This window comes from Thioclava dalianensis, assembly GCF_000715505.1.
In the GTDB taxonomy this organism is placed as follows: domain Bacteria; phylum Pseudomonadota; class Alphaproteobacteria; order Rhodobacterales; family Rhodobacteraceae; genus Thioclava; species Thioclava dalianensis.
The window spans coordinates 14023-28088 of sequence record NZ_JHEH01000038.1; the positions used below are offsets into that span (position 1 = coordinate 14023).

The window sequence follows — 14066 nt, forward strand, 5'->3', positions numbered from 1 at the left end:
ACGTTAATTTTTTGGTCAGGTAATTGATGACATAATTTTATTAATACACAGTTACCTTCGCACGTTTTCGTGAAGACGCAACCTAAAGTTGTCTGTTGCGCTGAATCTCCGTGACCTTCAATCCTTTCACGCCGTGGCGCGCCGCCATCTCGATCCACAGATCAAGCTCTTCATCGGACAGCTCATAGCGCTCTAGCAACTCGCTGCGCGAGATCAGCCCATAGGCAAGCGCCCGCACGATCAGGGCCTTACGGCTGGCCACCCAGCGGCGCGTTTTCACAGGCGGCAGATCCGCGCGCGTCAGGATCGAGCCATCGGCCAAGGTTACAGCCCGCGGGCCGTCGACTTTCTTGAGATACATGAGAACACCCCTTTCTCCACTTCACCGCTATATTCTTGAAGCAACCGCCTTAACGACGGGTGAAACGGAGGGTTGAGAGTAGTGCGCATTTTCCTATATTTCCTCAGGTCTGGTTAAAGGACTGTTCAGATGCCCAAAGATATGCCGCTCAATTCGCTCGGCTTTGCCAAACCGCCGGGCGAGACCCGCGTCGTCGTCGCCATGTCGGGCGGGGTCGATAGCTCTGTCGTGGCCGCCCAACTGGCCGAGGAAGGCTATGATGTGGTGGGCGTGACCTTGCAGCTTTACGACCACGGTGCGGCGCTCGCCAAAAAAGGCGCCTGCTGTGCCGGACAGGACATTCACGATGCGCGCCGCGTGGCCGAGGCGATGGGTTTTCCCCATTACGTGCTCGATTACGAAAACACGTTCCGCGAGGCTGTGATCGACGAATTTGCCGACGCCTATCTGGGCGGCGCCACGCCCGTGCCCTGCATTCGCTGCAACGAGCGAGTGAAGTTCAAGGATCTGCTGGAGACGGCGAAAGATCTTGATGCCGATTGCATGGCGACAGGCCATTACATCCAGCGCAAGGACGGCATGCTAGGCCCCGAGCTGCATTCCGCAGCCGACGCCAATCGCGATCAGAGCTATTTCCTGTTCTCGACCACGCCCGAGCAACTGTCCTATCTGCGCTTCCCGCTCGGCCATCTGGCCTCAAAGGCGGAGACGCGCGCGCTGGCTGCGAAATACGGGCTTTCCGTGGCCGACAAGCCCGACAGTCAGGATATCTGCTTCGTGCCCAACGGGAATTATGCAAGCGTCATCGAGAAGCTGCGCCCCGGGGCCGCCGATCCGGGTGACATCGTCGATATGGAGGGCAATGTGCTGGGCACCCATCGCGGCGTGATCCATTACACGATCGGCCAGCGGCGCGGCTTGGGCATCGGTGGGCTGGAAGATCCGCTCTATGTGGTGAAGCTCGATCCCGAAACCCGCCACGTCGTCGTCGGGCCGAAAGAGGCGCTCTCCACCCGGATCATCCCGGTGCGCGAGATCAACTGGCTGGGCGATGAGCCCTTTACCTCGCGCAAGGAATGGGCGCTCTCGGTCAAGGTCCGCTCCACCCGCCCCCCGCGCGAGGCGATCATCCGCCCGATCTCCGCGACCGAGGCCGAGGTTGAGCTGATCGTGCCCGAAGAAGGTGTGAGCCCCGGTCAGGCCTGCGTGTTCTACGCCCCCGACGCGGAGGACAGCCGGATCTTAGGTGGCGGCTGGATCCATAAGGGCTGAGCACGCTCGAAGACGTCCCGCCAATCTCAGGCATTAAACAAAGGCGCAGCCACCGGTTGCGCCTTTGTTTCGACCTGAATGCAGCGCGCGTTTACTGGCCTGCTCCTGCAAGGCCCTCCGGGCTCACCTGACGGGCATCCGCGCTCTCAAAACCGCCCTGCTTGCCCCGCAGCGCCTCGACCTCCAGAAAAATGCTGCGGACCTCCGGATGGGCCTCTGTGATACACGCCTGCACGCGCTCGACCGAGGCGAAAATCTGCTCGGCGCTGACCTCCGGCTCGAATTGCACCTCAATATTGACCAGCACCTGATCGGGCGCGAAATGCATCGTAAGCAGGCGTGAGACGTCACGGATTGCCTCTTCGCGCAGCGCGATCTCGCGCATCGAGGCCACAAGCGCCTCATCCGCGCTCTCACCCAGGATCAGCGCGCGGGTCTCATAAACCAGCAGCACCGCCACGCAGATCAGAATGCCGCCGATCACCAGCGAGGAGAGCCCGTCAAAGATCGGCGCGCGGAAGGTGACAGACAGATAGACACCAAGGGCGGCCGCGACGATCCCGAGAAGCGCGGCCGTATCCTCGGCCACGACGATATAGACCGACGGATCCTTGGATCGGCGGAAAGTCTTGAACACCCCCTCGCCGGGCTTGCGCAACCGCAACAGCGCGCGCATCGCAATGCCCCAAGAGACACCTTCGGCCAGAAAGGCCACCAGCAAGACACCGTAATTCCAGATGGGCTCGCGGATCGGCTCTGGATGGCGGATATGCAGGATCCCCTCATAGATCGACAACCCGCCGCCGAGTGCAAACAGCAGCATCGCGACGACGAGCGACCAGAAATACAGCTCTTTGCCATAGCCAAAAGGATGCGCCGCATCCGCAGGCTTGCGCGCCCGCCGCAATCCTAAAAGCAAAAGCCCCTCATTGCCGGTATCGACGACAGAGTGAAACGCCTCCGACAGCATGGACGAGCTGCCGGTGAACAAGGCGGCTGCAAATTTGGCAATCGCGATCAGGAGATTGGCCGCCAAGGCGCCATAGACCGTGATCGGCGTGCTGCCGCTATGCTCTGCCATGAAACATCCCCGCACGGCCGCCACGCAAAGCGCGCGGCAGTCCGACGGATCAACCCGTCATGGCCCGACAGGTTCCGGCCGAAGACCTTAGCGCTTGCCCGAGGCCTGACGCGCCATCGCCTCACCTTCCTGCGTGGCGGTGCGCACAGCCGTCTCGGCCAGCGCGCTGGCCGAGGTCGCAAGCTTGGTCATCTCGCTGGAGTAATCGCTCATGGTGCGCTGCCAGAACGCGCTCCACAGATTCATCGACTGCATCGGGTCGCGCTCTTCGGACAGGCGCGCCAGCATCTCTTGGTCGCGCTCGAAACGGGCACGCAAAAAATCGAGCGTTTCGATATTGCGCGCAATCAACGCCTCGGCCATCTGCAACTGGGGTGCGAGCATCGACGAGAGACCCGCGCCGTCAAGCACCGGCATGCATCCGGCCATCGACGTTCCAAACGGAGTTTTCTTGGTAGCCATGTCATCCTCCCAAGGTTGAACGCCTCATCATAGCATAAAACCGGTAAATCCATTTTGACATATGACAACCCTTGCGTGAGCAAGCGTGTCTTTGCCCAAGGTCGATGCGGCTTGCCGCAAAAGCTGGCGCGCCCTGCATTTCGCGCTAGGCTTCTCCAGATGGCTCAACCGTTGCTGATCCCGCGCCCAGAGGGGCTGTATTGTCCGCTGGGCGATTTCCATATCGACCCGAGCCGACCCGTCGCCCGGGCGCTGATCACGCATGGCCATGCCGATCACGCGCGCGCAGGCCACGGTGCGGTGCTGGCCACCCGCCAGACGCTCGATATCATGGCGATCCGCTACGGCGCGGAGTTCACCGGACAGCGGCAGGTCTATGAGGGTCCGTTGCGCATCGGCCAGACGGAGGTGCGCTTCCATCCCGCAGGTCACGTGCTGGGCTCAGCGCAGATCGCGGTGACGGCACAAGGCACGCGGATCGTGGCCTCGGGCGATTACGCGCGGCGCGCAACGCCCAGCTGCGCCCCGTTCGAGCCGGTGGCCTGCGACATCTTCATCACCGAGGCGACCTTTGCCCTGCCGGTCTTTCGCCACCCCGATCCGCGGGTCGAGATCGCCAAGCTCTTGGCCTCGGTCAAATCCGAGCCCGAACGCCCGCATCTGGTCGGGGCCTATGCGCTGGGCAAGGCGCAGCGGGTGATCGCGCTGCTGCGTGCGGCGGGCTATGACGCGCCGATCTATATCCACGGCGCGTTGCAGGCTTTATGCGACTATCACATCGCGCAGGGCATCGCGCTGGGCGATCTGCGCCCGGCCACGATGGACAAGACAGAGGCCCGCGCGCTCAGAGAGGCCATCGTGATCGCCCCGCCCTCAGCCTTTGGCAGCGCATGGGTTCAACGCTTCTCCGATCCGGTAATCAGCTTTGCCTCGGGCTGGATGCAGATCCGCGCCCGCGCCCGTCAGCGCGGGGTCGAGCTGCCGCTGGTAATCTCGGATCATGTCGATTGGGACGAACTGACAAGCACCGTCGAAGAGATCGATCCCGCCGAGCTGTGGATCACCCATGGCCGCGAAGAGGCGCTGATGCGCTGGGCCGCGCTCCATCAGCGCGTGGCGCGCCCCTTGGGGCTTGTGGGCTATGAGGAGGAGCCCGAATGAGAGCCTTCGCCCAGCTCCTCGAGCGGCTGGCCTTCACTCCGGGGCGCAATGCCAAGCTCGCAGCGCTAGGCGCCTATCTGCGCACAGCCCCCGACCCAGAGCGCGGCTATGCGCTGGCCGCTTTGACCGGCGATTTGGAACTGGGGCGGGCGCAACCGGCAGTGCTGCGCGCGATGGTGGGCGCGCGGGTCGATCCCGAGCTGTTTGCGCTGAGCTATGACTTCGTGGGCGATCTGGCCGAGACGATTGCGCTGGTCTGGCCGATGGCGGGCACGCCCGAGGATCTCGACCTCGCGCAGATCGTCGAGACTTTACAAGCCGCGCCCAAGGCCCGCGCGGGTGAGCTGATCGCGGGTTGGCTTGATCGGCTGGAGGCGTCGGAACGCTATGCGCTGCTGAAACTCGCAACCGGCGGTCTGCGCGTGGGGGTCTCGGCGCGGCTGGCGCGCGTGGCGCTCTCGCAGCTTGGCGCGCCCGAGATTGCTGAGATCGAGGAGCTCTGGCACGGGCTCGCCCCGCCCTATCTCAATCTATTTTCTTGGATCGAGGGCGGCGAGAAACCGGTCAACGCCGCGCGCGCGCCGTTCCGACCCGTGATGCTCTCGACGCCCATCGATGCCGAGGCGCTCGCGCAGATCGAGCCGTCGGACTATGCCGCCGAATGGAAATGGGACGGTATCCGCATTCAGGCGGTCTCCGACGAAGGCACGCGGCGGCTTTACTCGCGCACGGGCGAGGATATCTCGCAGAGCTTTCCCGATATTGTCGCGCATATGGCCTTCGAGGGCGCGCTCGATGGCGAGTTGCTGGTGCGGCGCGGAGCGGATGTCGCCCCGTTCGGCGATCTGCAAAAGCGGCTGGGGCGCAAATCGCCCGGGCGCGCGATGCTGCAAAGCCATCCGGCGGCCTTACGCCTTTACGACGTGATGATCTGGGAGGGAGAGGATCTGCGCGCCCTGCCATATGCGCAGCGCCGCGCCCGGCTTGAGAGGGCGGTGGCGGATCTGCCCCCCGAACGCTTCGATCTGTCGCCGCAGCTGAGCTTTCGCAGCTGGGACGATCTGGCCGCCCTGCGAGCCGATCCGCCTGAGACCGTGATCGAGGGGGTGATGCTCAAGCGCCGCGACAGTGCCTATGTGGCGGGGCGTCCGCGCGGGCCGTGGTATAAATGGAAGCGCGACCCGATGGTGATCGATGCGGTGCTGCTGTACGCGCAGCGCGGTCATGGCAAGCGCTCAGGCTTCTATTCCGACTTTACCTTCGCGGTCTGGGATGGCGCGCAGCTCGTGCCCGTGGGCAAGGCCTATTCCGGCTTCACCGACGAAGAGCTGCGCCGGCTCGACCGCTTCGTGCGCCATAATACGATCGAGCGGTTCGGGCCGGTGCGCTCACTCAAGCCCGAACTGGTGGTCGAAGTGGCGTTCGAGGGGCTCAACCGCTCAACCCGGCACAAATCGGGCCTTGCGATGCGCTTTCCACGAATTGCGCGGATCCGTTGGGACAAGCCCGTAGCCGAGGCCGACCGGATCGATACCCTGCGGGATCTGTTGCCGCCCGCGTGATCTGGGCGCACTCCAAGCTCTCGGATTCGCGACGTTCCCTCACAAGCGCGTTAGGCGAATGAAATAGAGGAACCGCGGCATCTATGCATCAGTTGGATCCGTACTAAGTGAGCGTCACGGACTTCGAACCCGTGTCGGTCCGGCGAAAGGAGCAACACGATGACTGCACCACACTTTCCTTGCTCTCGCAGATCCCGGTCGGGATCTGGCGCCGCTCGTTGCGGACCGGATCCGTTCACTCAGGCCCATCGGGTCGTCTCTGCCAAGCACGCGCGGATCCGTTCGCATCTGATCTCGTGTGACTGACTTCGAAATACGGATGCGCTGTGCCGGGTTGTTTACTCTCGCTGTCTCTGATCCCGGCATGGTCGCCCGTACCGAGCCGCCCCCGCAGCCTCTCTCTCCGGCCCGCGGGGGCAGGTTCCCTTCCTGTTCTCTCTCCCCAACTGTCCGCCCCTCACGGGGCGGGCATTTTTCTCCCATCACGCGAAATTTTGGCCGACTGCCTCGTCAAACTGTGGTGAGCGGGCTCGCAGTGAGCGCCCACCCCGGCCACATCTTAGACAGGCGCATCTCGCGCGACCCAAACAAGCGCCCCTCCCTCGTGGCGATACAGGAGTAAAATTGAATGGCACGTCGTACATCTCGCCCGACCGCTTCCGACACCCACGAGACCCAAACCCTACCCGCCGCGGTGCGCGACCGTGAGAAAGTGCTTGTGCTTCAGGGCGGTGGTGCGCTGGGGGCCTATCAGGCCGGGGCCTTCACCGCGCTCTCCGACGCAGGCCTCAGCCCCGATTGGGTCGCGGGCACCTCGATCGGCGCGATCAACTGCGCGCTCATCGCGGGCAATCCCAAAGGCGAGCGCGGCAATGCGCTCAAGACCTTTTGGGAGCGCGTGACCAAAGCCACCGCGGGGCTGCCCTTCGTGCCCACCGGAGCGGCACGCAGCCAGTGGAACACCGCCGCTGCCATGGGCGCCATGTTCTTTGGAGTACCGGGGTTCTTTTCGCCGCGCATGCCCGGCTCGGCCTTCTCGCCCTTCCGCTCGCCCGATGCGGTGAGCGTCTACGACACCTCGCCGCTGCGCGAGACCCTGCTGGAGCTGGTGGATTTCGATCTGCTCAATGACGGACCCGTGCGGGTGAGCCTTGGCGCGGTCAATGTCGAAAATGGCAACATGGTCTATTTCGACAGCGAAACCACGCGGCTCGGCCCGGAACATATCATGGCCTCGGGCGCGCTGCCCCCGGCTTTTGCCCCGATCGAGATCGATGGCGCGCTCTATTGGGATGGCGGCCTCGTATCCAATGCACCGCTGCAATATGTCCTCGAAGAGGGCGTGCGGCTGACCAACGAGACGGGCAACGGCTCGCCGATGCTGATCTTTCAGGTCGATCTGTTCTCGGCCAGCGGTGCGGCCCCGCGCACTTTGGGCGAGATCGAAGCGCGCGAAAAGGATATCCGTTTCTCCTCACGCACTCGCGCCGCCACCCAGCGCATGGAGATCGCAGCCCAAGTGGCCAAGATCGCGCGCAGCCTTGGCGACAAGCTGCCCGCAGAATGGCGCGACGATCCCGACCTGAAACGGCTGATGAACGTGGCGGCCAATACCGATGTGACGCTGCTGCACCTGATCTACCGGCAGACGGCCTATGAAAACGGTCAGAAAGATTACGAATTCTCGCGCGCCTCGATGCGCGAGCACTGGCAGGCGGGCGAGCGCGATGTGCGCCGCATCCACGCCAAAGCCGACTGGGACGTACTCTTGGCGCATGGGGAAGGGATGAAATCCTTCGATCTCGGACGTCAGTAAGCCCCTCCTCCCTCCCCGAAGCCCTCCCAACGGAGACCACCTCATGAAACAGCAAGATGTCTTGAAAAACGCCTTCGCGATGCCGCTCACGAGCCCCGCCTTTCCGCGCGGCCCCTACCGCTTCATCAACCGTGAATTCTTCACCATCACCTATCGCACCGACCCCGAGCGGCTGCGCGAGGTCGTCCCCGAGCCGCTGGTGCCCAATCCCGACGGGTTGGTGAATTTCGAATTCATCCGCATGCCCGATTCCACGGGGTTTGGCGATTACACCGAAAGCGGTCAGGTGATCCCCGTCACCTTCAACGGCATCGAGGGCGGCTATAGCCACGCGATGTATCTCGATGACGAGGCCCCGATTGCGGGCGGGCGTGAGTTGTGGGGCTTTCCCAAAAAGCTGGGCTCGCCGAAGCTGAGCGTTCAGAAAGACACGCTTCTGGGCACGCTCGACATCGGCCCGGTGCGGATTGCCACGGCGACGATGGGCTTCAAATATAACAAGATCGACCTCGAAGAGGCGAAAGCCACCGTTGAGGGCCCGGCCTTCCTGCTCAAGATCATTCCCCATGTTGATTGTACGCCGCGTATCTGCGAGCTGGTTCAGTACCATTCCGAGGACGTCACCGTGAAAGGGGCGTGGTCGGCCCCGGCCCGGCTCGAGTTGTTCGAGCACGCGCTGGCCCCGGTTGCCGATCTGCCGGTGCTCGAAGTGGTCCGCGCGACGCATATCCTGACAGATCTGACTTTAGGTCTGGGCAAAGTCGTGCATGATTACCTCGACTGACAGCGCCATTTGACACCATAATCAAGGAGTTCTCCCATGTATCTCAATCTCAAAGACAAAGTCTGCATCGTCACCGGCGGCGCCTCGGGGATCGGCAAAGCCATTGCCATTCGCTATGTCGAAGGCGGCGCGAAAGTCGCGATTGCCGATCTCAACCTCGATGATGCCAAAACCACCGCCAAGGAACTGAGCGAAAAAGGCCCCGGCACCGCGATGGCCGTCGAGATGGACGTCACCAACGAGGATCAAGTCAATGCCGGCGTCAAGCAGGTGGCCGATGCCTGGGGCGGGATCGACGTGCTGGTCTCGAATGCCGGCATCCAGATCGTACACCCGATCGAAGACTTCCCCTTCGCCCAATGGAAGAAACTGCTCTCGATCCATCTCGATGGCAGCTTCCTGACCTCCAAGGCCGTGATCCCCTATATGAAAGAGAAGAAACAAGGCTCGATCATCTTCATGGGCTCGGTCCATTCCAAGGAAGCCTCGCCGCTCAAATCGGCCTATGTCACGGCCAAGCACGGCCTGCTTGGGCTCGCCCGCGTCATCTCGAAAGAGGGCGGTGCCTATGGCGTACGCGCCAATGTGATCTGCCCCGGCTTCGTGAAAACCCCGCTGGTTGAGAAACAGATCCCCGAACAGGCAAAGGATCTGGGGATTTCGGAGGATGAGGTCGTCAGCAAAATCATGCTGGGCGGCACGGTCGATACCGAATTCACGACCGTCGAAGATGTGGCCGAAGTGGCCTATATGTTCGCGGCCTTCCCCAACAATGCCCTCACCGGCCAGAGCCTTGTGGTCAGCCATGGCTGGTACATGAACTAAGCCGCCGATTCCGCTGCGGCGCGTGGCCCTCGGGCGGCGCGCCGCAGCCCTCAAAGACGCGCTTGGCCCCTGATACGCTAGGCGGGATGACTTCCCCGCCTGCCGTACTAACTGTCTGCGAATATGTTCAAAACCCTGCGCGCAAATATCATTCCCCTGACCGTGGCACTGTCGCTTCTGATGGAGCTGGTCGACGCCACCATCCTTGCCACGGCGATCCCCGTCATTGCGCATGAGCTGGGCGTGCCCGCGCTGTCGCTCAAGATGGCGATGGCGGCCTATCTGATCGCTCTGGCGGCCTTTGTGCCGGTTTCGGGATGGATCGCGGATCGCTTCGGCGCCAAGCGCGTCTTTATCGCAGCCCTTGGCGTCTTCGCAGCCGCCTCGCTTTTATGCGCGGTGCAGACCACCCTGCCCGGCCTCGTGATCGCACGGGCTCTTCAGGGGCTCGGGGCGGCGATGATGTCGCCTGTCGGACGGCTGATCGTGCTGCGCAACACCGCACGCTCCGAAATCACCCGCGCAATGGTCTATGTCACCATGCCTGCGCTGATCGGCCCGGCGCTGGGTCCGGTCTTTGGCGCGACGCTGACCACCTTCTTTGGCTGGCGTGCGATCTTCCTGATCAACCTTCCGCTGGCCGCACTCGCCATCGCGCTGACCCTGCGCCATATGCCCGCCGATGGAGCCCCCATCGCCAAACCCTTCGACACAATGGGCTTTTTGCTCTCGGCCTTGGGGCTGGTCGCGGCGATGACGGGGCTGTCGTCACTCGGGGAGCATGTCCTGCCGTGGCAGGCCTCGCTTGGGCTGACGGGCCTGGGCGTGCTGGCCCTCGTCCTGTACTGGCGCCGCGCGCAGGGACGCGCCGATGCGTTGCTCGACCCCAAGCTGTTTCGCTATCGCACCTTCGATATCGGTGTCATAGGCTCGATGATCTTCCGGCTGTCGAACGGCGCGGTGCTGCTGTTGTTGCCGCTGTTTTTCCAGCTCACGCTCAAGACCGGGATCGTCGTGTCGGGCGCGCTGGTGGGGCTCAACGCGCTCGGCGCGGTCTCGGTGCGCGCGCTGGTGCCGCGGATTCTGGATCGCTTCGGCTTCAAGCCGGTGATGATCCTCGCCGCCGTGCTGCGCGGGCTGGCCATCGTCGGTCTGGCCAGCGTGAGCAGTTTGCACGATTGGCAACTTGTGCCGCTGCTGGTGATCGGCGGGGCCGCGCAGGCCACCGTCTTCACCTCGATCAACGCGATTGCCTATGCCGAGCTTGGCGCGCAGGAAATCAGCACCGGAACGGCCTTCATCGCGATGTCGCGCCAGCTGTCGCTGGCCCTCGGGATCGCCTTTGCGGGCGTGGTGCTGGAACTTGCGATCACGGCAGTCGGCGGCGTGCCCGCAAGCGGCGTACTGCCCCATAGCGCCTTTGTCATCGGCTTCGTGGCGACCGGCCTGATGGGACCGATCTCGGCGCTCTATTTCGCACGCCTCAAACCGGGCGATGCCGACGGGCTGCGTCGCGTGCAGCCCGCACAGCGCGCGGGCTCACATGAGCCCCCGACCCCGGAGCGGGCCGCTTAATGCGTGGAATCCGGCAGCCCTTCGCGTGACAGCAACACCGCGAGCGGCCGCAGCGTCGGCGATTGCGCGCAGATGATCATCAACGCCACCATGATCGGGACGGCGAGAAACATTCCCGGCAAGCCCCAGACCGCGCCCCAGAAGGCCAGCGAGATGATGATACCAAAACTCGAGAGCCGCAGCGCATGCCCCATCAGCATCGGGTCGATCACATTGCCGATTATAAACTGCAAAAGCCCGACAATCCCGAACACCGCCCCTGCCTGATAGGGGTTCTGGGTCAGCACATAGACCGCCAGCGCCGCGATCAGCGTGGCGATGATCGAACCGATCGAGGGGATGAAATTCAGCGCAAACGTGATGATCGCCACCGGCATCGCGAGACGAAACCCACCGAATTTGAAGACGAAATACACCGCAATCGCCGTGACCGCGCTCACCGCCGCCTTGACCAGCAGATAGTGATTTACCCGGCGCATGATCGTGCCCACGGTCCGCGCGATCCGCTCGGCCCGCTCAGGATCGCCCATCAAGCTGTTGAGCTTGGCATTGAACCAGATCCGCTCGGCAAAAAGAAAGCCCACGAACAGGATAACGAGGATCGTCGCAGACAGCAGGTTCGAGGCCTGCCCCGCCAGCGTCGTCAGATAGCCCGCCACCTGAATGCGCTGCATGGATTCGAGAACCGATTGCTCGACATCCGGCCCCAGCCAACCAAACAGCTCTGCAATCGCGCGCTGCGCGGGGCCCGCATAGTTCAGGATCATCGTGACCACCGCATTGACCTGACTGATCAATACACCCGTCAGCGTCAAAAGCCCGGCCGCAATCAGCGCCAGCGCAATCAGCGAGGCCACCCGGGGCGGGATTCGCAGCGGCCCGATCTTGAGCCGCCCGACCCCGTTGATCGCCTCGGAGGTGAGCGAGAACAAAATGATCGCAATCGCGAGCGAGATCAGGATGAAGCGCGCCTGCACCATCAAAAACAGCACCAGCGCGAAGGCGATAATCCCCAAAAGCACATTCGTCAGCTGCCGGGGCTCGCGCCGCCGCTCCTCGGTCAAGGCCGAAAGGCCTTGATTGGGGCTGTCTTTCATATTCATAGCATCCTTGATCCACCCGTCGGGCGCGCTGACATCGGCAGGAAATCATGCTAGGCACCAACGCCCCTGCGCGCAAGCGCCCCGGAGCGCTGAATTTTCCGAAGCCTCCTGAACAAAGCGCTCAAAGAGATGAAAGAACTGCACAAACCCCTCTTGCATCACTCCGCCCTTTGCGGATAAACCCGCCCGCGGAGAGGTGGCCGAGTGGTCGAAGGCGCACGCCTGGAAAGTGTGTAGGCGGGGAACCGTCTCGAGGGTTCGAATCCCTTCCTCTCCGCCACTTGCCCTTGATTTATTTGAATTATTTTCAATTATCTGGGCCCCACCCACCAAAGAAAAACGCTTGGGATTCGCGGCTCTATGCATCGCGCAGTTCTCGATCCGTTGGGGATACTCTCTAGGCACGACAAACGCCAAACCGGGGCGCGCGCGGCGCTGAACACGCTCAGCGCTCAGCAAAAGCCGCCTGCCCCGCCCCAGACCAGCTATGCGGACTATGCCGAGCTGACCGATCTGGCCGGTCATCAGGCCTTCTCGCATCGCTTCGAGCCCGACGTCTGAGACAAGCCTACGCGCGAGCCCCGCTCACTTGGGCTTGCAAAACGTCTCGTAGAGCATCGCCATCAACTGTGTCAGCTCGGGATCGCAGATCCGGTAATAGATCGTCTGGCTCTCGCGTCTTGTGACCAGCATGCCCGCCGCGCGCAGCCGTGCGAGATGCTGGCTGAGCGCGGATTGGCTGAGCCCCACCGCCTGCTGGATCGCCCCGACCGAGCGCTCTCCCTTGGCCAATTCGCACAGGATCAACAGGCGCTTGGCATTGGCCACCAGCGCGAGACGCTCCGCCACATGCTCTGCGCGCGCGCCCAAAGCCGCGACCGCCGCCGCATCATCATCCGCCACTAAATTATCCTTTACTAAATTACATACTGCTAATATATGCAACATGATCAATCTGGACGCAAGCGTCCCGCCACCTGCAGGAGATCTGAATGGATACCGAGATCGCAACGACCTTCACGCCATGGGCCTCACTGGGCGGCGGTATTCTGATCGGGCTGAGCGCCGTCATGGTGATGGGGATATTCGGCAAGATCGCGGGGATCGCCGGGATCACCAACGGATTTCTGGGCGCCATCGTGCCGGTTGCCGGGGCACCGAGCGATCGCGACTGGCGCATCGCTTTTCTCGCGGGGCTTGTGGTGGCACCGCTCCTGCTGTCGCTGGCCGGGCTGCATTTTGCGCAATCGGTGCCCACGGGGCTGATCACGATGGGCTTGGCCGGGCTGCTCGTCGGGCTGGGAACGGCGCTTGGTTCAGGCTGCACCTCGGGGCACGGCGTGTGCGGTCTGGCACGGCTCTCGCGCCGCTCGCTCGTAGCCGTGCTCACTTTCATGGCGGCAGGTTTCGTGACCGTCTTCGTCATCCGCCACCTGATGGGAGCGATCTGATGCGCGTCTTTCTCGGCTTTCTCAGCGGTCTCGTCTTCGGCCTGGGGCTGGTGATCTCGGGCATGTCAAACCCGGCCAAAGTGTTGAATTTCCTTGATCTCGCAGGGTCCTGGGATCCAAGCCTCGCCTTCGTGATGGGCGGCGCCACCCTCACCGCGTTTATCGGCTACCGTCTGGTCTGGCGCAGGCCCGCCCCGGCTCTGAGCGCGCGCTATGACATCCCCGCGAACCGTCAGATCGACCGCCCGCTGCTTGTGGGCTCGGCCCTGTTCGGGATCGGCTGGGGCATCGGTGGCTTCTGCCCCGGCCCCGCATGGACCGCCCTGTCGGGCCTCGCACCGGGCACGCTCATCTTCTTGCCCGCGATGCTGCTGGGGCTCTGGCTCGGGACATATGTAAAACGCGCCACCTTCTTCACCCCGCAAGGCGCGAAGGGTTGATCTGAAGCAGTTGGATCTACGGATAGACGAAAGGCAGGCCGCAGAAATCGGCCTGCTTTCTTGCGTTCTGGAGGCGTTGAAATCCCCGGAACCATTGCATCGGCAAACGGCACGCGGTCAGCTCGGTACTATAGGGGTAAGGTGGCGGAGACGAAGCCCGCCACAAAGACTAG

At 63.0% G+C, this 14066-nt stretch carries 15 protein-coding genes and 1 tRNA gene; 11 read left to right on the forward strand and 5 right to left on the reverse strand.

All coding sequences use genetic code 11. The features are described from left to right. Nucleotides 1-82 precede the first annotated feature (82 nt). Nucleotides 83-361 (reverse strand): CtrA inhibitor SciP, encoded by a 279-nt coding sequence (gene sciP, locus DL1_RS17995; RefSeq protein ID WP_038068925.1) that lies wholly within the window; start codon nucleotides 359-361, stop codon nucleotides 83-85. 129 nt (nucleotides 362-490) lie between these two features. Between sciP and mnmA the strand changes: the two genes are divergently transcribed. Continuing rightward, entirely contained in the window at nucleotides 491-1633 is a 1143-nt protein-coding gene (gene mnmA, locus DL1_RS18000) for a tRNA 2-thiouridine(34) synthase MnmA (protein WP_038068926.1), read from the forward strand. 91 nt (nucleotides 1634-1724) lie between these two features. On the opposite strand, the gene DL1_RS18005 is transcribed toward mnmA, so the two are convergent. Together DL1_RS18005 and DL1_RS18010 are read right to left on the reverse strand one after the other, a co-directional pair. Continuing rightward, nucleotides 1725-2714: a cation diffusion facilitator family transporter gene (locus tag DL1_RS18005; RefSeq protein ID WP_074854949.1), complete on the reverse strand. Its 990-nt coding sequence runs from the start codon at nucleotides 2712-2714 to the stop codon at nucleotides 1725-1727. Between the two features lie 87 nt (nucleotides 2715-2801). Continuing rightward, nucleotides 2802-3176, reverse strand: coding sequence for a phasin family protein (locus tag DL1_RS18010; protein WP_081856400.1), 375 nt, complete (start codon nucleotides 3174-3176; stop codon nucleotides 2802-2804). 159 nt (nucleotides 3177-3335) lie between these two features. On the opposite strand from DL1_RS18010, the gene DL1_RS18015 reads away from it, so the two are divergent. The 6 genes from DL1_RS18015 (at nucleotide 3336) to DL1_RS18040 (ending at nucleotide 10899) form a co-directional block, all read left to right on the forward strand. Next, nucleotides 3336-4337: a ligase-associated DNA damage response exonuclease gene (locus DL1_RS18015; protein ID WP_038068930.1), complete on the forward strand. Its 1002-nt coding sequence runs from the start codon at nucleotides 3336-3338 to the stop codon at nucleotides 4335-4337. Further along, on the forward strand, nucleotides 4334-5899 hold the full coding sequence (locus DL1_RS18020) for a cisplatin damage response ATP-dependent DNA ligase (protein ID WP_038068933.1): 1566 nt from the start codon (nucleotides 4334-4336) through the stop codon (nucleotides 5897-5899). Before DL1_RS18015 ends, DL1_RS18020 begins: the two co-directional genes overlap by 4 nt. A 628-nt stretch (nucleotides 5900-6527) precedes the next feature. Further along, a complete protein-coding gene (locus DL1_RS18025) occupies nucleotides 6528-7715 on the forward strand; it encodes a patatin-like phospholipase family protein (protein ID WP_051693667.1) in 1188 nt (395 codons plus the stop codon). A 43-nt stretch (nucleotides 7716-7758) separates the two neighbouring features. After that, entirely contained in the window at nucleotides 7759-8499 is a 741-nt protein-coding gene (locus DL1_RS18030; RefSeq protein ID WP_038068936.1) for an acetoacetate decarboxylase, read from the forward strand. 36 nt (nucleotides 8500-8535) lie between these two features. Further along, nucleotides 8536-9324: a 3-hydroxybutyrate dehydrogenase gene (locus tag DL1_RS18035; RefSeq protein WP_038068938.1), complete on the forward strand. Its 789-nt coding sequence runs from the start codon at nucleotides 8536-8538 to the stop codon at nucleotides 9322-9324. A 123-nt stretch (nucleotides 9325-9447) separates the two neighbouring features. Then, entirely contained in the window at nucleotides 9448-10899 is a 1452-nt protein-coding gene (locus DL1_RS18040) for an MFS transporter (protein ID WP_038068941.1), read from the forward strand. Here DL1_RS18040 and DL1_RS18045 read toward each other — a convergent pair. Next, nucleotides 10896-11996, reverse strand: a complete 1101-nt coding sequence (locus DL1_RS18045) for an AI-2E family transporter (protein ID WP_051693668.1) — start codon at nucleotides 11994-11996, stop codon at nucleotides 10896-10898. The genes DL1_RS18040 and DL1_RS18045 overlap by 4 nt on opposite strands. Nucleotides 11997-12192: 196 nt before the next feature. Between DL1_RS18045 and DL1_RS18050 the strand changes: the two genes are divergently transcribed. After that, nucleotides 12193-12282 (forward strand) — tRNA-Ser (locus tag DL1_RS18050). An 80-nt stretch (nucleotides 12283-12362) separates the two neighbouring features. After that, a complete protein-coding gene (locus DL1_RS18055; protein ID WP_038068944.1) occupies nucleotides 12363-12563 on the forward strand; it encodes a hypothetical protein in 201 nt (66 codons plus the stop codon). Between the two features lie 24 nt (nucleotides 12564-12587). Here DL1_RS18055 and DL1_RS18060 read toward each other — a convergent pair whose 3' ends face one another. Next, nucleotides 12588-12905 (reverse strand): ArsR/SmtB family transcription factor, encoded by a 318-nt coding sequence (locus DL1_RS18060; RefSeq protein WP_051693669.1) that lies wholly within the window; start codon nucleotides 12903-12905, stop codon nucleotides 12588-12590. Nucleotides 12906-12994: 89 nt separating this feature from the next. Between DL1_RS18060 and DL1_RS18065 the strand changes: the two genes are divergently transcribed. Both DL1_RS18065 and DL1_RS18070 read left to right on the forward strand, forming a co-directional pair. Further along, the gene (locus tag DL1_RS18065; RefSeq protein WP_038068946.1) at nucleotides 12995-13453 is read left to right on the forward strand and encodes a YeeE/YedE family protein; all 459 of its coding nucleotides are present in this window, start codon (nucleotides 12995-12997) and stop codon (nucleotides 13451-13453) included. Continuing rightward, nucleotides 13453-13893 (forward strand): DUF6691 family protein, encoded by a 441-nt coding sequence (locus tag DL1_RS18070; RefSeq protein WP_038068949.1) that lies wholly within the window; start codon nucleotides 13453-13455, stop codon nucleotides 13891-13893. The genes DL1_RS18065 and DL1_RS18070 overlap by 1 nt, the downstream gene beginning before the upstream one ends. Nucleotides 13894-14066 lie beyond the last annotated feature (173 nt).